Source organism: Tsuneonella sp. HG249, assembly GCF_053819205.1.
In genome coordinates, this window is record NZ_JBSOQY010000001.1 from 819,249 (window position 1) to 842,359 (window position 23,111).

General features: G+C 65.1%; 22 protein-coding genes and 1 riboswitch. Of the genes, 10 read left to right on the forward strand and 12 right to left on the reverse strand.

Annotation, left to right across the window (positions count from 1 at the left end):
• Nucleotides 1-59 precede the first annotated feature (59 nt).
• The 10 genes from rplO (at nucleotide 60) to ACWPM1_RS04090 (ending at nucleotide 7,843) form a co-directional block, all read left to right on the forward strand.
• Complete coding sequence (rplO, locus tag ACWPM1_RS04045) at nucleotides 60-584, forward strand: 50S ribosomal protein L15 (RefSeq protein ID WP_455693553.1); 525 nt, start codon at nucleotides 60-62, stop codon at nucleotides 582-584.
• A 104-nt stretch (nucleotides 585-688) separates the two neighbouring features.
• A complete protein-coding gene (secY, locus tag ACWPM1_RS04050; RefSeq protein ID WP_455693554.1) occupies nucleotides 689-2,053 on the forward strand; it encodes a preprotein translocase subunit SecY in 1,365 nt (454 codons plus the stop codon).
• 13 nt (nucleotides 2,054-2,066) lie between these two features.
• Complete coding sequence (locus tag ACWPM1_RS04055; RefSeq protein WP_455693555.1) at nucleotides 2,067-2,714, forward strand: adenylate kinase; 648 nt, start codon at nucleotides 2,067-2,069, stop codon at nucleotides 2,712-2,714.
• A 104-nt stretch (nucleotides 2,715-2,818) separates the two neighbouring features.
• Entirely contained in the window at nucleotides 2,819-3,472 is a 654-nt protein-coding gene (locus ACWPM1_RS04060) for an SRPBCC family protein (RefSeq protein WP_455693556.1), read from the forward strand.
• A gap of 291 nt (nucleotides 3,473-3,763) precedes the next feature.
• Nucleotides 3,764-4,132 carry a 30S ribosomal protein S13 gene (gene rpsM, locus ACWPM1_RS04065; RefSeq protein ID WP_455693557.1) on the forward strand — a complete coding sequence of 123 codons (369 nt, stop codon included), beginning with the start codon at nucleotides 3,764-3,766 and terminating at the stop codon, nucleotides 4,130-4,132.
• Between the two features lie 53 nt (nucleotides 4,133-4,185).
• Nucleotides 4,186-4,575 carry a 30S ribosomal protein S11 gene (gene rpsK / locus ACWPM1_RS04070; RefSeq protein ID WP_057884041.1) on the forward strand — a complete coding sequence of 130 codons (390 nt, stop codon included), beginning with the start codon at nucleotides 4,186-4,188 and terminating at the stop codon, nucleotides 4,573-4,575.
• A gap of 101 nt (nucleotides 4,576-4,676) precedes the next feature.
• The gene (locus ACWPM1_RS04075) at nucleotides 4,677-5,729 is read left to right on the forward strand and encodes a DNA-directed RNA polymerase subunit alpha (RefSeq protein WP_455693558.1); all 1,053 of its coding nucleotides are present in this window, start codon (nucleotides 4,677-4,679) and stop codon (nucleotides 5,727-5,729) included.
• 87 nt (nucleotides 5,730-5,816) lie between these two features.
• Nucleotides 5,817-6,242 (forward strand): 50S ribosomal protein L17, encoded by a 426-nt coding sequence (gene rplQ, locus ACWPM1_RS04080; protein ID WP_455693559.1) that lies wholly within the window; start codon nucleotides 5,817-5,819, stop codon nucleotides 6,240-6,242.
• A 205-nt stretch (nucleotides 6,243-6,447) separates the two neighbouring features.
• Nucleotides 6,448-6,999, forward strand: coding sequence for a hypothetical protein (locus ACWPM1_RS04085; protein ID WP_455693560.1), 552 nt, complete (start codon nucleotides 6,448-6,450; stop codon nucleotides 6,997-6,999).
• Between the two features lie 226 nt (nucleotides 7,000-7,225).
• Nucleotides 7,226-7,843: a hypothetical protein gene (locus ACWPM1_RS04090; protein WP_455693561.1), complete on the forward strand. Its 618-nt coding sequence runs from the start codon at nucleotides 7,226-7,228 to the stop codon at nucleotides 7,841-7,843.
• Nucleotides 7,844-7,845: 2 nt separating this feature from the next.
• Here ACWPM1_RS04090 and ACWPM1_RS04095 read toward each other — a convergent pair whose 3' ends face one another.
• From ACWPM1_RS04095 to ACWPM1_RS04150, 12 genes are all read right to left on the reverse strand, one after another.
• On the reverse strand, nucleotides 7,846-8,457 hold the full coding sequence (locus ACWPM1_RS04095) for a trimeric intracellular cation channel family protein (protein ID WP_455693562.1): 612 nt from the start codon (nucleotides 8,455-8,457) through the stop codon (nucleotides 7,846-7,848).
• A gap of 9 nt (nucleotides 8,458-8,466) precedes the next feature.
• Nucleotides 8,467-8,934 carry a hypothetical protein gene (locus tag ACWPM1_RS04100; RefSeq protein ID WP_455693563.1) on the reverse strand — a complete coding sequence of 156 codons (468 nt, stop codon included), beginning with the start codon at nucleotides 8,932-8,934 and terminating at the stop codon, nucleotides 8,467-8,469.
• Nucleotides 8,935-8,937: 3 nt separating this feature from the next.
• Nucleotides 8,938-10,266, reverse strand: a complete 1,329-nt coding sequence (locus ACWPM1_RS04105) for an amidase family protein (RefSeq protein ID WP_455693564.1) — start codon at nucleotides 10,264-10,266, stop codon at nucleotides 8,938-8,940.
• A gap of 45 nt (nucleotides 10,267-10,311) precedes the next feature.
• Nucleotides 10,312-11,715 (reverse strand): dihydrolipoyl dehydrogenase, encoded by a 1,404-nt coding sequence (gene lpdA, locus ACWPM1_RS04110; protein WP_455693565.1) that lies wholly within the window; start codon nucleotides 11,713-11,715, stop codon nucleotides 10,312-10,314.
• A 13-nt stretch (nucleotides 11,716-11,728) separates the two neighbouring features.
• Nucleotides 11,729-12,637, reverse strand: coding sequence for a methyltransferase domain-containing protein (locus ACWPM1_RS04115; protein ID WP_455693566.1), 909 nt, complete (start codon nucleotides 12,635-12,637; stop codon nucleotides 11,729-11,731).
• A 17-nt stretch (nucleotides 12,638-12,654) separates the two neighbouring features.
• A complete protein-coding gene (gene odhB / locus ACWPM1_RS04120) occupies nucleotides 12,655-13,917 on the reverse strand; it encodes a 2-oxoglutarate dehydrogenase complex dihydrolipoyllysine-residue succinyltransferase (protein ID WP_455693567.1) in 1,263 nt (420 codons plus the stop codon).
• A complete protein-coding gene (locus ACWPM1_RS04125) occupies nucleotides 13,917-16,730 on the reverse strand; it encodes a 2-oxoglutarate dehydrogenase E1 component (RefSeq protein ID WP_455693568.1) in 2,814 nt (937 codons plus the stop codon). The genes odhB and ACWPM1_RS04125 overlap by 1 nt, the downstream gene beginning before the upstream one ends.
• 76 nt (nucleotides 16,731-16,806) lie before the next feature.
• Nucleotides 16,807-17,697 carry a succinate--CoA ligase subunit alpha gene (gene sucD, locus ACWPM1_RS04130; RefSeq protein WP_455693569.1) on the reverse strand — a complete coding sequence of 297 codons (891 nt, stop codon included), beginning with the start codon at nucleotides 17,695-17,697 and terminating at the stop codon, nucleotides 16,807-16,809.
• Entirely contained in the window at nucleotides 17,694-18,656 is a 963-nt protein-coding gene (mdh, locus tag ACWPM1_RS04135; RefSeq protein WP_455693570.1) for a malate dehydrogenase, read from the reverse strand. Before mdh ends, sucD begins: the two co-directional genes overlap by 4 nt.
• 407 nt (nucleotides 18,657-19,063) lie before the next feature.
• Nucleotides 19,064-21,025, reverse strand: coding sequence for a putative bifunctional diguanylate cyclase/phosphodiesterase (locus ACWPM1_RS04140; protein ID WP_455693571.1), 1,962 nt, complete (start codon nucleotides 21,023-21,025; stop codon nucleotides 19,064-19,066).
• 78 nt (nucleotides 21,026-21,103) lie between these two features.
• Complete coding sequence (locus tag ACWPM1_RS04145) at nucleotides 21,104-21,451, reverse strand: hypothetical protein (protein WP_455693572.1); 348 nt, start codon at nucleotides 21,449-21,451, stop codon at nucleotides 21,104-21,106.
• 127 nt (nucleotides 21,452-21,578) lie between these two features.
• A complete protein-coding gene (locus tag ACWPM1_RS04150; RefSeq protein WP_455693573.1) occupies nucleotides 21,579-22,691 on the reverse strand; it encodes a cell wall hydrolase in 1,113 nt (370 codons plus the stop codon).
• A 148-nt stretch (nucleotides 22,692-22,839) separates the two neighbouring features.
• Nucleotides 22,840-23,025, forward strand: a riboswitch (cobalamin riboswitch).
• The last annotated feature ends 86 nt before the right edge of the window (nucleotides 23,026-23,111 follow it).

Genomic DNA, 23,111 nt, shown 5'->3' on the forward strand with positions numbered 1-23,111 from the left:
TCAATAACGGGGTGGCTCGTCCACCTCAGCGCGACCAAAGCGAAAGCGAGTGCACTGACATGAAACTGAACGATCTCCGCGACAACGAAGGCGCCCGCCACCGCAAGATGCGGGTCGGCAGGGGCATCGGTTCGGGCAAGGGCAAGACTGCGGGACGCGGGCAGAAGGGCCAGAAGGCGCGCTCCGGCGTCGCCGTGAAGGGCTTCGAAGGCGGCCAGATGCCGCTTCACATGCGTCTGCCGAAGCGCGGCTTCAACAACCCGAACGGCAAGGACTACGCCGAGGTGAACCTGGGCATGATCCAGAAGTTCATCGACGCCGGTAAGCTGGACGCCAAGAACGTGCTTGACCACGACGCGCTCAAGGCCGCCGGTGTCGCGCGCGGCGCCAAGCACGGCGTGCGCCTGCTCGGCAAGGGCGCGCTGACCAGTAAGGTCAGCTTCCGTGTCGCGGGCGCGAGCAAGGGTGCGATCGAGGCAGTCGAAAAGGCGGGCGGTGCGGTCGAAGTGATCGAGACCGGCAAGCCCGAGGCCGAGAAGAAGGCCGAGCGGGCCGCGGCCAACAAGGCCGCCAAGGCGAAGTAAGCGAAAAACGGGTGGCCGGGGGTTCGACATCCGAACCCCCGCTACCTATGTAGCCTCCCTGTGCCGGGAGGGACCGGCGCCAAAACAGGATTTCGAGCAATCCCATGGCATCACGCGCCGACAACATCGCGAGCTCGCTGAGCCTCGCGAACTTTTCCAAGGCTACCGAACTCAAGAACCGCATCTGGTTCTCGATCGGTGCGCTGATCGTCTTCCGCTTCCTGAGCTTCGTGCCGCTACCGGGAGTCAACCCGCTCATCCTGGAGTCGCTTTACGAGCAGACTCGTGGCGGCATCCTCGATCTCTTCAACACTTTCTCGGGCGGCAGCCTCGAGCGCATGAGCCTCATTGCGCTCGGCGTGATGCCCTACATCACGGCGTCGATCGTGATTCAGCTCGCCGCCGCCCTCCACCCCGCGCTGGCCGCTCTCAAGAAGGAGGGCGCCACCGGCCGGCAAAAGCTCAATCAATATACCCGCTACGGCACGGTTTTCCTGTGTGCGATCCAGGGCTGGTTCCTCGCCTCGGGCCTTGAGGCCTATGGCGCGTCCAGCGGATTGCAGGCCGTCGTTATGCCTGGGCTCATGTTCCGCATCACTGCGGTGATCAGCCTTGTCGGCGGGACGATGTTCCTGCTGTGGCTCGGCGAACAGATCACCAGCCGCGGAATCGGCAACGGCGTGTCCCTGATCATCATGGCCGGTATCGTCGCCCAGTTCCCGAGTTTCGGCGCGAATTTGTTCGAGGGCGCCCGCTCAGGCTCGATCAGCGGCTTCGCGATCGTCGGCATGATCCTCATGATTATCGGGGTTGTGCTGTTCATCTGCTTCATGGAGCGGGCTCAGCGCCGCCTGCTGATCCAGTATCCCAAGCGCGCAAGCGCAAAGGGCATGATGCAGGCCGACCGCAGCCACCTTCCGCTGAAGCTGAATACGTCGGGCGTGATCCCGCCGATCTTCGCGAGTTCGTTGTTGCTGCTCCCGCTGACGATCAGTCAGTTCGCCGGCCAGTCGATCGACCCCGAAAGCACCGCCGGCAGTGTGATCAACACGCTGAACTTCTATCTGCAGCACGGGCAGCCGCTCTATCTCGCGCTCTACGCGATCGGGATCATCTTCTTCTGCTTCTTCTACACGGCCGTGGTGTTCAACCCGGAAGAGACCGCGGAGAACCTGAAGAAGAACGGCGGGTTCATCCCAGGCATTCGTCCGGGCAAGCGGACGCAAGACTATCTCGATTACGTCCTCACCCGCATCACCGTGATCGGTGCGATTTACCTGACGCTGGTCTGCGTGATCCCCGAATTCACTTTCACCCAGACGGGTGTGGCGATGGTCATGGGCGGCACGAGCCTGTTGATCGTCGTGAACGTGACGGTGGACACCATCAGCCAGATGCAGTCGCACCTGTTGGCGCACCAGTATGGCGACCTTATCAAGAAGGCCAAGTTGAAGGGCCGCTTGCGCTAGGGGGAGCGCCGCCGTGAACATCATTCTTCTTGGCCCTCCCGGTGCGGGCAAGGGCACCCAAGCGCAGCGGCTCGTCGAGCATCATGGCATGCGCCAGCTCTCGACCGGCGACATGCTGCGCGCCGCCGTCAAGGCCGGAACTCCGGTCGGGCTGGAGGCGAAGGCGGTCATGGAACGGGGCGAGTTGGTGTCCGACGCGATCGTCAGCGGGCTGATCGACGAGGAGCTTACCGCAATGGGGCCTTCGGTCGGCGCCATCTTCGACGGCTATCCGCGAACCGAGGCCCAGGCTCATGCGCTGGACGCGCTACTCGCGAGCCACGGCCGGCAACTCGACCGGGTAATCGAACTCGAAGTCGACGAGGACGCGCTGGTGGAGCGGATCACTGGCCGCTTTACCTGTGCGAACTGCGGCGAAGGATATCACGACGTTTTCAAGCAGCCGCGCGTCGAAGCGACCTGCGACCGGTGCGGCGCGCGCGAATTCAAGCGGCGGCCCGACGATAACGAAGATACCGTCCGCACCCGCATGGCCGAGTATCGCGCCAAGACCGCGCCGATCCTGCCGATCTACGAAGCGCGCGGCATCGTTCACCGGGTCGATGGCATGGCGGATATCGGCGCCGTATCCCAAGCTATCGAGAGCATTCTCGAGGACTGAGCGCGCTTTCCCGCCGCCCCACGTTCTGGGCGGATATCTTATGCTGCAGTTCGAGCTTTGCGAGATATAACGCTCATTGAATGAGAGCGGTGGGGGGGGTGAGCATGGATAGAGTTTGGGTATTGGGTCTGGCGACGCTGGCCTTGGCGCAGCCGGCTTGCGCCGAGGTGGTGGAATCCTCCGCGGACCATTTCGTGACCCGGGATAGCGCGACAGTGAAGTCAGCGCCGCGCGCCACATGGCTCGCCCTCATCGAGCCGGCCCAATGGTGGAACAAGGCCCATAGCTGGTCCGGCGACGCCGCGAACCTGACGATCACGCCCCAGGCCGGCGGCTGCTTTTGCGAGCGCATTCCCGAGAAGGACGGCGCGGCCGAAGTCGGCCTGGCGGGAAGTGCCCAGCACATGACGGTGGTGATGGCCGAGCCCATGAAGGTGCTGCGGATGCGCGGTGGGCTGGGGCCGTTGCAGAGTGAGCCTGTCGACGGGGTCCTCACCATCACGATGCAACCGGACAAGGCGTCGGGCGGCACGAAATTGACCTGGGAATACATCGTCGCGGGACACATGCGGTTCGAAGTCGCGAAAATATCCAAGGCAGTAGATGGCGTGATGAGCGAGCAACTGGGCCGCTTGGCGGACAAGCTCGGCACCGTATCCGCGGCCGCCACTGCTCCGGCGGCCAAGCCGGCCGACCGGCCCACTGACGAACCCGCTGGAGACGACGTGGGTGCGGCTCTCGACAAGATGGACGACTAGGACGCCCGACGCCGGCGATCGGCTTTGACCCCAAGGCCGATCGGGTGTAGATAATGCCTCTCAGCGGGAAGCGGGGCCGTTTGGGGCCCGCTCGTTTTCGCGCGCTCGGCCATTGACGAGGCGGCCGAATCGCCGTAAGCGCGCCCCTCATTCGACACCGCGGGATGAGTCCGGCGGCGCGCTCGCGCCACCCGGGCTTTTTGCCGTCAGGCCGATCGGCCGCCGTCGAATGCAAAGCGATGAGATAGGGGCTGCCGTTGGGCTTCGTCCCTGTGGAGCATGGAGAATTAAGTGGCACGTATTGCCGGGGTCAACCTCCCCACCAACAAGCGCGTAATCATCGCGCTCACCTACATCCACGGGATCGGCCGCACGACCGCGGTCAAGATTGCCGACAAGCTGGGTATCGATCACAGCCGCCGCGTGCAGGACCTGTCCGACGCGGAAGTGCTGCAGATCCGCGAGACGATCGACGCCGATCACTCGGTCGAGGGCGACCTCCGCCGCGAGACGGCGATGAACATCAAGCGCCTGATGGATCTGGCCAGCTATCGTGGCCTGCGCCACCGCAAGGGCCTGCCGGTCCGCGGCCAGCGCACCCACACCAACGCCCGCACCCGCAAGGGCAAGGCCAAGCCGATCGCCGGCAAGAAGAAGTAAGCCGCGCCGCCAGGCTGCAGCTGCTCTCTTGGATCTAGGACAGGAATTCCCACATGGCACGCGAACCCCAGCGCATTAAGCGCCGCGAACGCAAGAACATCTCCAGCGGCGTCGCGCACGTGAACGCCAGCTTCAACAACACCATGATCACCATAACCGACGCGCAGGGCAATGCGATCAGCTGGTCTTCGGCGGGCATGATGGGCTTCAAGGGCAGCCGCAAGTCGACTCCCTACGCCGCCCAGGTCGCCGCTGACGACGCCGGCAAGAAGGCTGCCGAACACGGTGTCCGGACGCTCGAGGTCGAGGTCAAGGGCCCCGGCTCGGGCCGCGAGAGCGCGCTGCGGGCGCTGCAGGCGGTCGGCTTCACGATCACCTCGATCCGCGACGTGACCCCGATCCCGCACAACGGCGTGCGGCCCAGCAAGCGCCGCCGCGTCTGATACCTGCCGGCGGCAGGGTCGCTCCCCGCCGCCGATTTTTCGCAGGATCGGACGCTCCGCCGCGCCGGTCCCGCACCCGATTTGAACCCCAGGGGATATCCATGGCCGTCAACACCAAGAACTGGCAGGAACTCAAGAAGCCCAACAGCCTCGAGGTCAAGGACGCCGCGAAGGGCCGCAAGGCCACTTTCGTCGCCGAGCCGCTGGAGCGCGGCTTCGGCCTGACGCTCGGCAACGCGCTGCGCCGCGTTCTTCTCTCGAGCCTCCAGGGCGCTGCGATCACTTCGATCAAGATCGAGAACGTGCTGCACGAGTTCTCGTCGCTCGCCGGCGTTCGCGAGGACGTGACCGACATCGTGCTCAACGTGAAGCAGATTGCGCTCAAGATGGAAGGCGAGGGGCCGAAGCGGCTCCAGCTCGCCGCCACCGGCCCGGGCGAAGTCACCGCCGGTGACATCGCCGTGTCGGGCGACATCGAGGTCATGAACAAGGATCTCGTGATCTGCCATCTCGACGAGGGCGCCAACCTCAACATGGAGCTCACCGCAGACACCGGTAAGGGCTATGTCCCCGCCGTCGGCAATCGTCCGGTGGATGCGCCGATCGGCCTGATCCCGGTCGACTCGCTCTACTCGCCGGTTCGCCAGGTCAGCTACAAGGTCGAGAACGCCCGCGTGGGCCAGGAACTCGACTTCGACAAGCTGAGCCTGACCGTAGAGACCGATGGCACCGTTACTCCGGAAGATGCCGTGGCCTATGCCGCCCGCATCCTGCAGGATCAGCTCGCGCTGTTCGTCCACTTCGAGGACGGCGTGCCGGTTTCCTCGAGCCCGATGATCGGCATGGCCGCACCGGCCGAGGAAAACGACGCCAACCAGCTCAACCGCTACCTTCTCAAGAAGGTCGACGAGCTCGAGCTGTCGGTGCGCAGTGCCAACTGCCTCAAGAACGACAACATCATCTACATCGGCGACCTGGTGCAGAAGACCGAGGCCGAGATGCTCCGCACGCCGAACTTCGGCCGCAAGAGCCTCAACGAGATCAAGGAAGTCCTGAGCTCGATGGGCCTGCGCCTCGGCATGGACATTCCCGGCTGGCCGCCGGAGAACATCGAGGAAATGGCCAAGAAGCTCGAGCAGGAACTGCTCGGCTGATCAAGCCAACGGGGCATGGGCCGGACCCAATCTTCCGGCCTGCATCGGGCTACCTGACACGGGCCCCCTACGAACGGAGTACAAGATATGCGCCACGGACATTCGGGCCGTAAGCTGCAGCGCAAGAGCGGCCACCGCGCCGCGCTGCTGCGCAACCTGGCTGCCGCGCTGATCAAGCACGAGCAGATCATGACCACCACGCCGAAGGCGAAGGAGCTGCGGCCTTACGTCGAGAAGCTGGTCACTCTCGCCAAGCGCGGGGGGCTGAGCAACCGCCGCCTGGCGCAGAGCCGCCTTGGCGACGACGCGCAGCTCAAGAAGCTGTTCGACGTCCTGGCCGAACGTTATGCCGGCCGCGAAGGTGGCTACATCCGCATCATCAAGGCAGGCTTCCGCCAGAGCGATGCCGCCCCGATTGCGATTATCGAGTTCGTCGACCGTGACGTCACCGCAAAGGGCCAGGATTCGGGCCCTGTCATGAACGCCGACGAAGATGAGTTCGAAGACGCCTGATCACTTCGGAACTCCCGCGACATATCAAAAGGGCCGGATCATCTCCGGCCCTTTTCGTTCGTGACCAGCAGTTTGCATATTCATCAGAACGGTATTTTACCTGAATGGGAGCTAACGCTGCAATTCAGGCTCGCCTCACGCCGACTCACGTAGACAGGCACCACAAGGCGGCAGAATCGTTCTTTCGCCAACTGTGAGGTGAGCCATGAAGACCATTTCGAAAGCCCTCGTCGGAACCGTCGCGGCTGGCGCGATGGCTCTGACTGCAGCAACCCCCGCGATGGCGCAGAGCCGCCACCGCGACAATGACGGCATTGATGCAGGCGACATCATCGCCGGCGCATTGGTCATCGGCGGCATCGCCGCCGTCGCGGGCGCGATCGGCAAGAACGATCGCTACCGCGGCACTTACGGCGAGCCTTACTACGGCGACCGCTATGACAACGGTTACGGTTACAATGGCGGCAGTTCGCGCCAAGCGGTCGAGCAGTGCGTCAGCGCCGCTCAGCGCGGGGCGTACGGTGCCCGCGTTACCGACATCCGCGACATCGATCGCAACCGCTACGGCTACCGCGTGAAGGGCACGGTCATCGTGAACGAACGTGGCAGCGGCTGGGGCCGCGACTATAACTACCGCTACAGCGGTCGCAACTATGACCAGGGCAGGTTCACTTGCGACGTCCAGTACGGCCGGGTCGTGGATCTCGATTACAGCGGTCTGCGCAACCAACGCTATCGCGGCGCCTACGGCTGGTAAGCCGAGCGTCACCTGACTGATATGATGGGCGGTTCAGGCTGTTGCAAGCCTGAGCCGCCTATTCGTTCGGCACCATGCGGCATTTTGCCGCACGATCTGGATTGAGGGGTCACAGATCATGTTCTTTAGAATCGCTTCCGCTGCCGCTCTCTTGGCTTCCGCATCGATGGTTGTAGCTCCATTGGCTGCCGCCGAGTTACCCCGAATTTCACCGCAAGGTGCCGGCGTGTTCGACCCGGACGCGGCCGACGTGCAGAACCATCGCCGTTGGCGTAGGGACCGCGTGGATGCGGGGGACGTGATCGGCGGGTTGCTGGTGATTGGTACGATAGCTGCGGTTGCCAGCGCGGCGAGCAAGGCCAGCCGGAACGACCCCTACCGCGATCGCGATTACCGCTATCCCGGCGGGGACTACCGCTCCGACTATCGCACCCGCCGTTACAACTCCGGCTGGGGTGACAATCACGGCCTCGATCGTGCGGTCGACCTGTGCGTTCGCGAGGTCGAGCGTAACGCCAGGCTCGAAACAGTCGATAGCGTAAACCGCACCGGCGCCGGGTGGGACGTATCCGGCCGCCTGCGCACAGGGGGCACTTTCCGCTGCACCATCGGCGACGACGGCCGTATTGACGACGTCGATTACGGACAGGGAAGCGCTTATCGCGGAGTCGCCGAGGACCAGCAGTGGGACGACGACCGCTATAGTGCCGCGCGCTCGGCGCAGGACGCGGCCGGAGAGCAGATTTCTGTTTATCCCGGCGGTCCGATCGAAAGCGAAGCCTTGCCGGAATCTAGCGAGGATGATCGCTACGAGACCGCGCAGGCGCCGGACTTTCCCGGCTGAAGTCAGCCTTTGCGATAGGCCGGCAGCGCCAGTCGCCAACGGATGGCCGCCCCGCGCAGTCCGAACCCCGCTAGCCAGGCGAGCCCCCACGCGGCTTCGTCGCGAATGCCCGCGGCGACGCCGATCATCGTCACGACCGCGGCCAGCGCGGCTGCCGTCACATAGAGCTCCGGCCGCATGATGATCGAGGGCACACCGGCGATCACGTCGCGCGCCACACCGCCCGCACAGCCCGTGACTACCCCCAGCACTGCCGCCGGCACCGGAGCGACACCGTAGGCGAGCGCCTTGGCTGTTCCCAGCACGGCGAATGCGGCCAGCCCCGCCGCGTCGGCCCATTCCAGGAGCTCGTTCTCCCACCAGCGTCGCGGCGTGAACCAGGCGATGAGCGCGGTGGCGAAGATGACCGGCGCCACCCAGGGGTCGTGAAGCCAGAACGCCGGCGCGCCCAGCAGCATGTCGCGCAGGGACCCGCCGCCCACCCCGGTCACCAGCGCGAAAAAGGCCATCGTGACGAAGGTCTGCTTCAGACGCGCAGCCAGCAACGCGCCGGTGAGGGCGAACACCGCGGTGCCGATGAGGTCGAGAGCCGGCGGGAGGACTTCGGGGGTCACGACCGCCTTCTACAGTGCCTCGCCGCTCTGTGCGAGGAGCGGCCAGGGGAATGGCGCAATGTCCGGTCCGACCCAGCGCCGCCGTGCTTCGGCCGACATCAGCCGGGCCTCGCTCCAATAGCTAAGCGGCCAGCGCTTGTCCCCGAGCGGCCCCGCCATCAGACGCTCCAGCACCGCCGCGAGCGGGTCGGTCTCTCCCTCGGCCAAGTACACGGCCGCCCCGCTTAGAGAGGCCTGTGTGATAGTCTCGTGGTAGCCACTGGTATCGGTGTTCGCTACGCCGGTCGCCTCGTTGTACCGGCGGATGATCGGCGCCATGCCCCCTTCGCGCGCCAAGACCGCCGGATGCGCCAGAAGCCAGAGGGCCGCGGCGAAGTGGGCGCGGTGAGTCCATTCGGGTTTGGGCAAGCTGAGGTCCAGCAGACCCCGCGCGATGCGTCTGATGTCCGCTTCACCGCTCTTCTCGCTGTTTTCCAAGGGTTAGCGGTCCATCAACGTGCCGATGGCGCCGGCCACGGCGATGCAGTCGAGGTCGTTCCATGCGGCGCCGATCACCTGCATTCCGCATGGCAGTCCGCCGCTCTCTCCGACCGGCACGACGGTCGAGGGCAGGTTGGGGAAGGTGGCCAGGCCAGCCCAGGCGAGCGCGTCGCCGAAAGCGGTGTCCTTGCCGTTGATCGCGATGCGGCGCTGCGGCAGCGGCGTGTCGTCATGGGGATAAGCGACGAAGGGAAGGGGCGGGGCGAGCACGAAATCGTACTCGGCGAACAGGTCCGCCCATGCATACTCGTTGCGCGCTTGGGTATCGAGCAAGAGGTAATAGTCCGCGAGGCTGATGGTCTGCCCGTTTGGCCCCGGCCGCCCGCGCGCCATCGCTGCGTTGAGGAGACGCATGTAGTTGGCGTGCTGTTCGGCGAGATCAGGGAGAAGGTCGCTCGAGCGGTCGACTTGCGCGCCGGCTCGCTCGATCTCGTTTAGTGTGGCCTCGATTGGTCCGCGGACCGCTCCGTCGACCTCGCTCGACGGATGGTCGATCACGGCGAGGAAGCGCATCTCCCGCAAGGCCTTCTCGCGGCGCGGCAGCGGCCGTTCCGCCGTTACCTCGAGCAAGAGCGCGAGGTCCTCAGCCGAACGAGCCAACGGCCCGGTGACCGAAAGCGGTCCATCGTGCATGTCGCGGCCGCCGGCCATGGGATGCCCATGACCCCGACGGCTGACGAGGCCAAAGGTGGTCTTGTGCCCGTAAATGCCGTTGAAATGCGCGGGATTGCGGATCGAGCTGCCGATATCGCTGCCGTACTCGGCCGGCACCATCCCGCTGGCGACCGCCACCGCTGAGCCGCCCGAGGAACCGCCGGACACCCGCGAGCGGTCGAACGGGTTGTTGGTGCGCCCATATACCGGGTTGTTGCTCTGCAGGTCGGCAAGATCGGGCGGCACGTTGGTCTTGCCGAGAATGATCGCGCCCGCTTCCTTGAGCAGGGCGACCACTCGCGCGTCGCGCCGGGCGCGCTGGTCCTTGAATTGCACATGGCCCCAGGTGGTCGGCAGCCCGGCGATGTCGAAACTTTCCTTGACCGTCATTGGCACGCCGAACAACGGTCGGTCGTCGCGCGATGCATCTTTCAGCGCATTGGCAGTGGCTCTTGCACGTTCGAAATCACGCACAACGACAGCATTTAGCGGCGGATCAAGCGCTTCAATGCGCGCAATCGCGGCGTCCACCGCCTCCAGCGGCGATAGCGCGCCTGAGCGAATTTGCGCCGCGACCTCGATCGCGCCGGGTTCGCTGGTCAGCTTCGGAATCATAGATCGCCCTCCCGTGTCGCGGGATGGGCCAGCCGTGCGGCCGCGTCAAATGTGGATCGGCTTCCCCTGCACCGCCATCGCCGCTTCCTTGATCGCCTCGCTGTGCGTCGGGTGGGCGTGGCAGGTGTAGGCGATGTCCTCGCTTGTCGCGCCGAACTCCATCGCCTGCGCGGCTTGGGCGATCATCGTGCCAGCGACGCTGGCGATGCACCAGACACCCAGCACGCGGTCGGTCTCGGCATCGGCGATGATCTTCACGAAGCCGTCCGGCTCGTGATTAGTCTTGGCGCGGCTGTTGGCCATCATCGGGAACTTGCCGACCTTGACCGCGCCCTTCGCCTTGGCGTCTTCCTCGGTGAGCCCGACCCCCGCGATCTCCGGCCACGTATAAACGACGCCAGGGATCACCGCATGGTTCACGATACCGGTCTGCCCGGAGATGTTCTCAGCGCAAGCGATGCCCTCGTCCTCGGCCTTGTGCGCGAGCATCGGACCGGGGATGACGTCGCCGATCGCCCATACGCCCTCGACCTTGGTGCGGAAGTCGTGATCGGTCTCGATTTGACCGCGCTGGTTGAGCTCCAGCCCGATCTTGTCGAGGCCGAGGCCGTCGACGTTGGGCCGGCGGCCGATCGAAACCAGCACGCAGTCCGCCTCGAGTGTCGTGGCTTCGCCGCCCTTGGCAGGCTCGAGCGTGAGCGTTGCGGCATTGCCCTTGACCGCGCAGCCGGTGACCTTGGTCCCGAGCATGAGGGTCATGCCCTGCTTCTTGAAAATCTTGGCCGCTTCCTTGCGGATGTCCATGTCCATTCCGGGAAGCAACTGGTCGAGGAATTCAACGACGATCACTTCGGCCCCAAGGCGCCGCCAGACCGAGCCGAGTTCAAGGCCGATTACGCCGCCGCCGATGACCACCAACTTTTTCGGCACCTTGCGCAGCTCGAGCGCGCCGGTGCTGTCGACCACGATCTGCTTCTCGTTGTCCACTTCGACGCCGGGCAGGGGGGTGACTGAGGACCCGGTAGCAATGACCACGTTCTTCGCCGTCACCTTCTCGCCGCCCACATCGACGGTCTGCGCATCGACAAAGGTCGCGTGACCCTTCTTCCAGTCGATCTTGTTCTTCTTGAACAGGAACTCGATGCCCTTGGTCAGCCCGCCGACCGCGTCAAGCCGCTGGGCGTGCATCTTGTCGAGGTTGAGCTTTGGGCTGACCTCGATGCCCATCTCGGCCATTGCGCCATTCTTCGCCGCATCGAAATACTCGCTCGCGTGGAGCATCGCCTTCGAGGGAATACAGCCCACGTTGAGGCACGTGCCACCCAGCGTCGCCCGGCTTTCGGCGCAGGCCGTCTTGAGACCCAGCTGCGCCGCGCGGATCGCGGCCACATAGCCGCCTGGGCCGGCGCCGATGACTAGCACGTCATAGTCGTAAGTCTGTTCGGGCACGTCGGGTCTTCCTTCAGGTCTGGACGAGCAACCGCGTAAAACACGCATCGAGATCGGTCTTGTCGTAGTGGCGCCAGCGTGGGGCGATGGCTAGGGGAGCGGTATCGGCGCTGGTCACGATTTCCTGTGCCAGCACCGTGAAGCCGTGATCGCGAAACAGGCGGACATAATCGCTGAGCTGCCATCGATTGATGTGCTGGACGCCATTATCGAACCAGCGCTGCCACTGATTGTCGGTATAGCCGAGGTAGGCTTTCCGGTGCGCTGCGGGATCGTATAGGCACAGGTGGTCGGCCACCACGATGTGCTGCGCAACGAGCCCCCCGGAACGGAGAATGCGCCGAAAATCCTCGACCAGCTCAGGCAGCCGTTCTGCCGGCACGTGTTCTAGTGCGTCGCTGCCGAAAACGAGGTCCACGGAGCCGTCCGTCACGGCGTCCAGGCGCCCTCCTGCATCGACGAGGTAGCGCCAGCCAAGCAGTCGATAGACTTCCGAGAAGTCTGCGCAGTCAATCACTCGGCTGAGCAGGGCAACAGCCTCCTCGCGGGCCTCTGGCCGGCGGGTTGTCAAGGATGGGATCGCATCACGCAACGCCGCGGCATGGTGGCGGAAACCAGCGAATTGGCGGTTGTCCCACATGTCGAACAGGATGATCTCAACGTCGTAGAAACACCGCGCGAACAGAGCTTCCCAGTGCACCCACCCCGAGCCGAGTTCGAGCAGGCGCATGCGATCACGGATGGCGCCATGGCTTTCCATGAAGCGCAAGCTGCGATCCGCCTTGCCGACCGCGTTGGCCTTGATTTTGCGCGAGCGGGCCTGTCCGCCAATCGCGTTGCCCAGCCGGCGATAGGCGCGGCGCGTGGTGTCGTTCAGCGAGAACGCCTTCAGGGCGCCGGCCGCCAGCCTGTATCGGAGCATTGCGGCGGGTTCCGGGGTCACAGGTCGATCAGCATCCGCATGGGATCCTCGATCGCCTCCTTTATAGTCTTCAGTGCGGTCACCGCCTCGCGCCCGTCGATCAGGCGGTGGTCGTACGATAGCGCGATGTACATCATCGGCCGGATCACGACCTGCCCGTCGCGGACAACCGGCCTGTCCTCGATCCGGTGAAGCCCCAGCACCGCGCTCTGCGGCGGATTGATGATCGGGGTCGACATCAGGCCGCCGAACACCCCGCCGTTGGAGATCGTGAAGGTGCCGCCCTTCATGTCTTCCATCGTCAGCGTGCCGTCCTTGGCGCGCTTGCCGAAGTCGGCGATGTCCTTCTCGATCTGGGCGAAGCTCTTGCTGTCCGCGTCGCGCACGACCGGCACGACAAGCCCGTTCGGAGCGCTGACCGCCACCGAGATATCGACGTAGTCGAAGTACACGATCTCTTCGCCGTCGATCTGGGCGTTGACCGATGGGATGTCCTTCAGAGCCAAGCACGCGGCTTTGGCAAAGAAACTCATGAAGCCCAATTTGATGTCGTGCTTCTTGGCGAAAGCGTCCTTGAACTTCTCGCGCGCTTCCATGACCGCGGTCATGTCCACATCATTGAAGGTCGTGAGCAGCGCGGCAGTTTCCTGCGCGCTCTTCAGGCGCTTGGCGATCGTCTGGCGCATACGAGTCATCTTGACCCGTTCCTCGCGGCGTTCGCCATCGGAAGCAGCCGAGGTCGGCGCCGAAGCTGCCGCCGGAGCCGGGGCCGGCGCGGGTGCCGTGGTCTTGGCCTGTGCTGCTGCCAGCACATCTTCCTTGGTCAGCCGCCCGTCGCGCCCGCTGCCTTTGATGCTCGAAGGGTCCACGCCGTGTTCGAGTACCGCGCGGCGCACGGCGGGGCTGAGTGTCTGCGTCGCGTCGCCGGTGGCCTCCTTGGCGACCGCCGGAGCGGGGGTGGGGGCCTGTGCCGGCGCCGAGGTCGCTTCGGCGGGCGGAGCTTCCTCGCGCCGCTCAACCTGCGTGTGCTCTCCGGGGGCGACGTCGTCCTCGATGGTCGCGATCACCGCACCTACGAGAACGTTGTCCCCGACCGCGACCGAGTACTGTCCCATCACTCCCGCAACGGGAGCCGGAACCTCGACCGCAACTTTGTCCGTCTCGAGGCTGGCGACCGGCTCGTCCAGTGCGACGGCCTCGCCCGGCTTCTTCAACCACTCGCCGATTGTCGCTTCCGCAACCGATTCACCCAGAGTGGGCACTTTGATTTCCGTGGACATCAGGCTTTCTTCCTACGGCGAATTTCGGAGCGGACCGACAGACCCAGCGCGTTGCCGATTAAAGCGCCCTGTTCGGCTTCGTGCCGCTTGGCGATTCCGGTCGCCGGCGAAGCGCTTGCTAGGCGACCGGCGAAGCGCGGCCGGGTGACGCCGCGCTTGGCGGCGATTAGCGATTCTTCGATCAGGCTCTCGACGAAGAACCACGCACCGTTGTTGCGGGGCTCTTCCTGGCACCAGACGACGTCTTCGAGCAAGGGCATCTTCGCCAACCGTTTCGCGAGAGGATCGCCGGGAAACGGATAAAGCTGCTCGATCCGGATTATCTGGGTGTCGGTGACGTCGGCCGCGTCGCGCGCCTCCATCAGGTCGTAGGCGACCTTGCCGGAGCACAGGATCGCCCGTTTGGTCGCCTCGTCGGGCGGCCCATTGCGGTCGGACAGGATGCGCTTGAAATGCGCTTCGCCCATGAACTCGCCCGCCTCGCTCTTGGCCATCGGGTGGCGCAGCAGCGACTTGGGGGTCATGATGACGAGTGGTTTGCGAAACGGCCGGTGCATCTGGCGGCGCAGCACGTGATAGTAGTTCGCCGGCGAGGTGATGTTGCACACCTGGATATTGTCCTGCGCGCAGAGCTGCAGGAACCGCTCCAGCCGCGCGGACGAGTGCTCCGGCCCCTGACCTTCGTAGCCGTGTGGCAGCAGCATCACCAGACCGTTCGCGCGCAGCCACTTGGCTTCCGAAGCGGCAATGTACTGGTCGATGACGATCTGCGCGCCGTTGGCAAAGTCGCCGAACTGCGCTTCCCACAACACCAGCGTCTTGGGATCGGCACTGGCGTAGCCGTACTCGAAACCTAGCACGCCGTATTCGCTCAAGGGGCTGTCATGCACTTCGAACTTGCCGTGGGGCACAGTCGCCAGCGGGACGTACTTGCGCTCGTCCGTCTGGTCGACCCACACGGCATGCCGCTGGCTGAAAGTGCCGCGACCGGAATCCTGGCCCGACAAGCGAACGTTGTAGCCTTCCGACGCGAGACTGCCGAAGGCCAGCGCCTCCGCCGTGGCCCAGTCGAAGCCTTGGCCGCTTGCGAACATCTCACGCTTGGCGTCGAGCACCCGCGCGAGCGTCTTGTGGATCGTCAGACCGTCGGGGACCGTGGTCAGCGTTCTGCCGAGGCTGTCGAAAAGCTTGCGGTCGATGCCGGTCTCGATGTTCCGGCGCGCACCCTCCGGATCGGCCGGCTTGCTGAGGCCAGTCCAACGGCCGGCGAACCAGTCCGCCTCATTGGCCTTATAGCTCTTCGAGCCTTCGAACTCCTGCTCCAGCACCTGCGTGAACCGCATCTCCGTCTCACCGGCCCAGCTCGGGTCAATCACGCCCTGTCCGACCAGCCCCTCCGCGTAGAGTTTGCTGACCGCCGGATGCGCGCGGATGCGCTGGTACATCAGCGGCTGGGTGAAGCTCGGCTCGTCGCCCTCGTTGTGACCGAAGCGGCGATAGCACCACATGTCGACCACCACGTCGCGCCCGAAGGTCTGGCGATAATCGGTCGCCAGCTTGCAGGCGAAAGTCACCGCTTCCGGATCGTCGCCGTTGACGTGAAGAATCGGCGCCTGGACGCCTTTGGCGACGTCCGACGGGTACGGTGACGAGCGCGCGAACTGCGGACTCGTCGTGAAGCCGATCTGGTTGTTGATGATGAAGTGGATGCAGCCGCCGGTGTTATAGCCTTTGACGCCCGACAGCCCGAAGCACTCCCACACGACGCCTTGGCCCGCGAAGGCCGCGTCGCCGTGGATGAGCACCGGGAGCACCTGCTTGTGCTTGCCGGCGCCAATGTCGTCGCGGAATGCCTGCTGCGCGCGCACCTTGCCGAGCACGATCGGATCGACCGTCTCGAGATGGCTGGGGTTGGGCACCAGGCTCATGTGCACCTTGGTGCCGTCGAAATCGCGATCGGTGCTGGTGCCGAGGTGATATTTGACGTCGCCCGAGCCCCCGACATCTTCCGGGTTAGCGGTGCCGCCGGAGAATTCGTGAAAAATCACCCGGTAAGGCTTGGCCATCACGTTCGCGAGCACGTTCAGCCGGCCGCGGTGGGCCATGCCGTAGACGATCTCCTTCACGCCGCGGCTGCCGCCGTACTTGATGACCGCTTCAAGGGCGGGGATCATCGCCTCGCCGCCGTCAAGCCCGAAGCGCTTCGTGCCGACGTATTTCTTGCCGAGAAACCTTTCGTACTGCTCGCCGCGGATCACCGCCGCGAGGATCGCCTTCTTGCCCTCGGGGGTGAAGTCGATCGACTTGTCGCCGCCTTCGATCCGATCCTGGATGAAGCGCCGCTCCTCGACGTCGGCGATGTGCATGTACTCGTAGCCGACCTTGCCGCAGTAGTTGCGCTTGAGCACATCGACGAGCTCACGCACCGTGGTCCACTCAAGCCCGAGGGTCCCGCCCACATAAACCTTGCGGTCGAGCGCTGCGCCGGTGAGCCCGTGGTAGGCTGGATCGAGGTCGGCCGGCAGATCCTGCTTGGAAAGTCCAAGCGGATCGAGGTCCGCGCCGAGGTGACCGCGCACGCGATAGGTGCGCACCAGCAGCATGGCACGGATCGAGTCCGCCGCCGCTTGCTCGATCGCCGCCGGGTCGATTCCCACGCCGCCTTTCGCCACAGCGGCCTTAATGGCGAGCTGCATCGCGGTCGGGTCGAGCGCCTGGGTGAGGTCGTCCTCCTCACTCCGCCAAGGCTTGCGCGCCCACGACGGGCCCGGTTGCGGGTCGTCGGGGAGGAAATCGTGTGCTTCGTTACCCATCGGGGTGCCTACCTTTGATGAGGTAATGGCCGAACCGTGCGGACGCTCCCGGGGAGGAGATGCGCCGGCCTCTCGGTCAGGCGAGTTCCTTGAGGAGCGCGTCGAGCGTGGTGCCGAGCTCGGCGGGCGAAGGGCTGACGCGAATGCCGGCGGCTTCCATCGCGGCGATCTTGTCGTCGGCGCCGCCCTGGCCGCCGCTGACGATCGCACCGGCGTGGCCCATCCGCCGACCCGGCGGCGCGGTACGCCCGGCAATGAAGCCGACCACCGGCTTGGACCAGCCACGCTTAGCCTCGTCGGCGATGAACTGCGCGGCTTCCTCCTCGGCGCTGCCGCCGATCTCGCCGATCATGATGATCGACTTGGTCGCGTCGTCCTTGAGGAACAGCTCGAGCACGTCGATGAAGTTGGTGCCGTTGACCGGGTCGCCGCCGATGCCCACCGCGGTGGTCTGGCCGAGCCCGACCTGGGTGGTCTGGTGCACCGCCTCATAAGTGAGCGTGCCCGAGCGGCTGACCACGCCGACCGAGCCCGCCTTGAAGATGCTGCCGGGCATGATGCCGATCTTGCACTCGTTCGGCGTCAGGACGCCGGGGCAGTTGGGGCCGATCAGGCGGCTCTTGCTGCCGGTGAGCGCGCGCTTCACCCGCACCATGTCGAGCACCGGAATGCCCTCGGTGATGCAGACGATCAGCGGCACCTCGGCATCGATCGCCTCGAGGATGGAGTCCGCGGCGAACGGCGGCGGCACGTAGATGCAGCTCGCGGTTGCGCCGGTCGCCTTCACCGCCTCGTGCACGGTGTCGTACACGGGCAGGCCGATGTGCGTGGTGCCGCCCTTGCCGGGGGTGACGCCCGCGACCATCTGCGTTCCGTAGTCGAGCGCCTGCTGGGTGTGGAACGTACCGGTCTCGCCGGTCATCCCTTGCGTGATGACCTTCGTGGTGCGGTCGACGAGGATGCTCACGCGAGGTCTCCGTCGAGGTTCTTGCACGCCACCAGCAGTTCCTCAACCGCGTCGGTCGAGACCTTGAGGTTGGCCTTTTCCTCGTCGGACAGGGCGATCTCGACCACCTCTTCCAGGCCGGCCGCGCCAATCACGGCGGGCACGCCGACATAAAGCCCGTTGAGCCCGTACTTCCCGTCGACATAGGCGGCAACTGGCAAGATCCGCTTCTGATCGCGTAGATAGGCCTCGGCCATCGCGATCGCGCTGGTGGCTGGGGCATAATAAGCGCTGCCGGTGCCGAGTAGCGACACGATCTCGCCCCCGCCGCCACGCGTGCGCTTGACGATTTCGTCGAGCTTGCCGGCATCGACGCCTTTGATCTTGGCGAGATCGTGGACAGGGATGCCGCTGATGGTGGAATAGCTCAACACCGGAACCATCGTGTCACCGTGGCCGCCCAACACGAACGCGTTGACGTCGCGCACAGATACCCCGAATTCCCACGCTAGGAACGTGGCAAACCGTGCGCTGTCGAGCACGCCTGCCATGCCGACGACCTTGTGGTGCGGCAGCCCCGAGAACTCGCGCAACGCCCAGACCATCGCGTCGAGTGGGTTGGTGATGCAGATCACGAACGCGTCCGGCGCGTTGTTCTTAATGCCTTCGCCGACCGACTTCATCACCTTGAGGTTGATGCCGAGCAGGTCGTCGCGGCTCATGCCGGGCTTGCGCGCCACGCCGGCAGTGACGATCACCACGTCCGCGCCAGCGATATCCGCGTAGTCGTTGGTGCCGGTAATTTTCGCGTCGAACCCTTCCACGGGGCCGCACTGGCTGAGATCGAGCGCCTTGCCCTGAGGGATGCCCTCGGCGATGTCGAACAGGACGATGTCGCCGAGTTCCTTCTTGGCGGCGAGGTGGGCGAGCGTGCCGCCGATCATTCCAGCGCCGACGAGCGCGATCTTCTTGCGAGCCATCTGGGAAAAGATCCTTCCGTCGCGCGGGGAGCGGCAACCTGAGGGCTGCCGCCGTCCCGCGGGCGGGGCAGTCCGTGATTTCGACGGGGACCTAGGCGCGCGGGCAGGGCATTGCAACCGGCAAAAGGACGGTAGCTCAGACTATCTTTGCAATTAGTTCGCAGTAGCAAGAAGTTGGCAAAGGGTCAAATTCCCCAGTCCCCGCTGCTACGCTGCTCAGGCGAAATGGCCGCCGCATTGCTGCGGGATATCCGGTCAGCGGCCCCCTGTAGGTCGGCAGGGCGATAGCCCATGAACCACAGAGCACCCAAACCTAAGCCGGCGAGCAGGAGGAGTTTCCCAATCATTCGTCGATCATAGGCATCGAAGCATGAAAATCGGTCAAACAATCATGCTTGACAGCCCTTTCAGCCCGCCGCGCGCATTCTTTGCTCATCACGTTCCTGTGCGAGAAGCATGGCCGCGAGGTAATCGGGGACCGCGCGGCTAAAGTAGTACCCTTGCCCAAGCGTACAGCCGGCGGCGCGCACCGCGTGGACCTGATCGAGTGTTTCTAGCCCTTCCGCGACGATGTCCATGTCAAGCTGCGCGCCCAGCTCGGCGACGGCGCAAATGATAGCGTGGCTCTTTCGCCCGACGTTGGGCCCGGAAACGAAACTGCGATCGACCTTGATCCGCTGGAACGGGAATTTGTCGATATATCCCAACGAGGAGTACCCGGTGCCGAAGTCGTCGAGCGCGAACTGCACTCCCGCCGCCGATAGCTCGTTGATGAAATGAGCCGTCGCGTGATTGTCCTCGAGGAATAAGCTTTCGGTCACTTCGAGCTCGAGCCGCCGCGGATCGAGCCCGGCTTCGCGCAGCGCCGCCAAAATGCCGAGTGCCGCGCCGGGAGCCTTGATCTGCATCGGCGATAGATTGACGGCCAGGGTGACGTCGTCGGGCCAATGCGTGGCCGCCCGCGCGGCCTGCGCCGTGATCCAGTTGCCTAACGTCACGATAAGGCCAGTCTCCTCGGCCACAGGGATGAACTCGTCGGGCTTGAGCTCTCCTTTCTCCGGATGGAACCAACGCACCAGCGCCTCAAAGCTGCGGATGCGCCCGCATTCGAGGTCGACGATTGGCTGGAAAAAGACCGATAGCTCGTCGCGCTGGATGGCCCCACGCAATTCCGCTTCGATCTCGCGCCGGCGCAGCAGACTGCGGCTCATCGACTTGTCGTAGAATCGGCTGTGATTCTTTCCGCCGATTTTGGCGTGGTAGAGTGCCAGATCGGCCGATTGCATCATTGCGTCGGCGTCGAGTCCATCCTCCGGCATGATCGCGATGCCCATCGAGGCGGGTACTTCGAGGCGGTGGTCGTCAATCCGGAGCGGACGAGTGACGTTGTCGAGCACGCGCCCCGCAAGCCGTTCGCAGTCGGCCCGACTGTCGACCTTGCAGAGCATGATAAACTCGTCGCCGCCGAACCGAGCGATCGCAGCGCCCGCGGGTGCGACCTCGCGCAGGCGGGTGGCCACCTCAGCCAAGACCCGGTCGCCGACTGTGTGGCCGAGGAGGTCGTTCACCTCTTTGAAGCGATCCAGATCGAGCCAGAACAACGCAAGAAGCCTGTCCTCCTCAAGGTCGCAAAGGGTTTCGGCCAGCAGGTGGTTGAGGCCCGCCCTATTGGCGAGCCCGGTGACCACGTCGGTCCGTGCGAGGATCTGCATCTTTTCGGCCAGCAAAGCGCTCGTCTCCGCCGCAGAGATGGAATTGCGCAGGGTTTGGAACAGCACGCTGACGATCGATGCCATTGTCGCCAGCAGCACGAAAATCGTCGCCGCAAGGAAGGTGAATGGGAGGGTCCCCCGTCCCATCGCCGCGACCACCAACGGCAGCGAGGTCAGAACCAGTTGTCCGATCGCAACGAGGGGCCGACCCGCGTTGCGGGCGCAAACCCCCACGCCATAGCCGACCGCATTGACCAACATGAGCGAGCCAACGCCGTCGCGAATGTCGAGAGCAATGGTTAGCGCAGCACCCACGCCGAGCAGCAGGGCGTAAGTGAACGCCCCCGCTAGATAGATCATCTCGAGCTTGATCGTGCTCGTGGCCTCGTCGTCCGGCGAAAGGCCGTAGGCGAAAATGATCCGGGCAATGGAAACCAGGCTGGTCAGCCCCGCTACGACGTAAAGAGCGATCGATCCGCTGGCATAAGCGGCAATTCCACTGGCGATGACCCCCGCTGCCGATCCGGCGGCGAGGCTCATTGGCTGTGCGTAGAGCGACCGAACGAGCGTTCGCTTTACCTGCTCGCTCAGCGCATCCCCCTGGCCGAGGAATAGCATGAGCGACCGCCCCCAGCCGATCGCGCGCGTCCCTTTCATGGGCGCTGCCCTAGCCGCGAACACGTCACCGCGCGGTTAACGCTATGCTTACTATGGAAAATGTTCGGCCGCGGGAGCTTAAGTGTGCGCGAGAGCGGCGGGCTCGCCGACAAGCGGCGCGTGCCGGCGGACCAGCCGCCCTGCCATCCTTCGATCGAGTGTGTGGCAGATGCCGAGCCAGTAGCGGTAGCTAGCTTCGTTGCCCGCCGCATGGGCAAGCTCCGCCTCGCCCCTCGCGGTACGTGCCGCCCCGAGCCCATGCGCGGCAAAGTGAAGCAATGCCGCGCGGAGCTCAGAACATAACTCCGCCTGTCCGGCAAGAGCGACAGCGTTGTCGTTCGTCGGTTGAGCGGGCCCTTTGCGAACGAGCGCACGTGCGAGCGGGGAGGCGGTGCTCGTGCGAGCGGCGGCAAAGCGCAAGGTCATGAAAGTATCCTGTGCGACCGAGGGAATAACCTGCGTTAGGCTCGCGCCCGCTAAAGGCTGGTTCGCCGATAGGGTTACCGCGTGGTAACTTTGCGCTATTTCCGCGACTTGGCGCGCGGAGGGGCTGTCATTTGGGTTCGGCGATCCAGCGGCCCGAGTTGGCGAATTCGGCCTTGATGCCGCTGGCCTGCGGCAGATTCTCCGCCGCATAGAGCCGCTCGCCGCCGCGTGCCGCCACGGGTTCGGCGTAGATCGGCGAAGGGGCCGGCACAAATACCTCGCTGCCCGCAAGCGCCTTGCGCCGCGCGGCTTCATAGGCCTGGGCGAGCACGACCGGATCGGGCGCCGAGCCTGCCGGGTCCGAGAAATGACGCGGGTGCGGCGCGGCCGTCGGCTCGCCCCCACGATAGCGTGCGGCGAAGGCGTCTGCGCGGCCAGCGGATCCGCGCCACTTGTAGAATGTATGGAGCCCGATCGTACCGACGTTGGTCAGGCTGGAGGCCCAATAGGGCAAGACGTACGTCGCGTGGTAGTGCGTCGCCAGCCCGATGGGGGCGTAGACCGATCCCGATAGCGCCACTGCCGCCACGCTGCGCGCCCGGTCCCAGGTCGCCTGCATCGGCTTGCGAGCAAGGCTGCCGTCGCAGGTGAAGCTGAACTGGCAGCCGGTGCGCCGCTCGCTGCCCTGGAAGACGACGCCGCAAACGCTATTCGGATAACTGGGATGAGCGACGCGATTGAGGATGACCTGCGCCACTGCGCGCTGGCCTTCGGTCGGCTCGTTCGCCGCCTCGTAGTAGATCGCAAGGGTCATGCATTGCAGCGCGCGCGCCTTGTCGAGCCCGCTGCCCCCCGGGACGAACGCGCGGGCTGCCGGACCCACGGCCGGCTGGGCGTCGGAGTATGACCCGGTTTCCAGAGGCGGCGGCAAATCGTCAACCGTCGCCAAGTGACTGTCGGGTAGTCGGGGCAGATCCTCGAGGTAGAAGAACGCCGAGCCCGGGAAGCTCTCGCCGGCAGTCTCGAATGGCATGGGCCGGGCGGTGGGCGCAGATGGATCCAACAAATCGAGCGTGCGCCAATCGCCGGGCGCGGCCATTGCCGGAACCGCGACCGCCATCGCCAGCGCGGCCAGGCGGCGCCCCCGATGCGGACCCTCGAACCGCAGGAGGGCACGCAGCCCTGCGCGGCGCCGTGGGCGGCGCGATCGGCGAGCAAGGAGGACGTGGGCGTCGTTCAAGGAGATTCCTGAGGAGGCGCTATCGCTAACGGCGGTCTACCGCGAGCCGCATGGCGGCGCCTGTCCCTTAGCGGAACACGGGCAAGGCGGAGGTTAAGCGGGGTGCTTGCCGCGGAGTAAACTTGGCAAACCTGGCCGCCCACTATAGGGCACGCGGCACGTCATGGGTTGTCCGGTTTGCTGCCGGACCGAAGAGGGAAGCGGGTTCGATGCCCGCGCTGCCCCCGCAACTGTGACCGGGGAGCGACCTCGCCACGAGCCACTGCGAAAGCGGGAAGGCGGCAGGAAGCGGCGATCCGGGAGCCAGGAGACCTGCCCGCGACGGTCGTTCCGCAGCCGGGCGGGGTGTACCGGAATGCAGCGAGGGCCCGGCCGAACGGCCGAACCTCCCGCCATGAACGGCGCGATCGTTCTTGACGG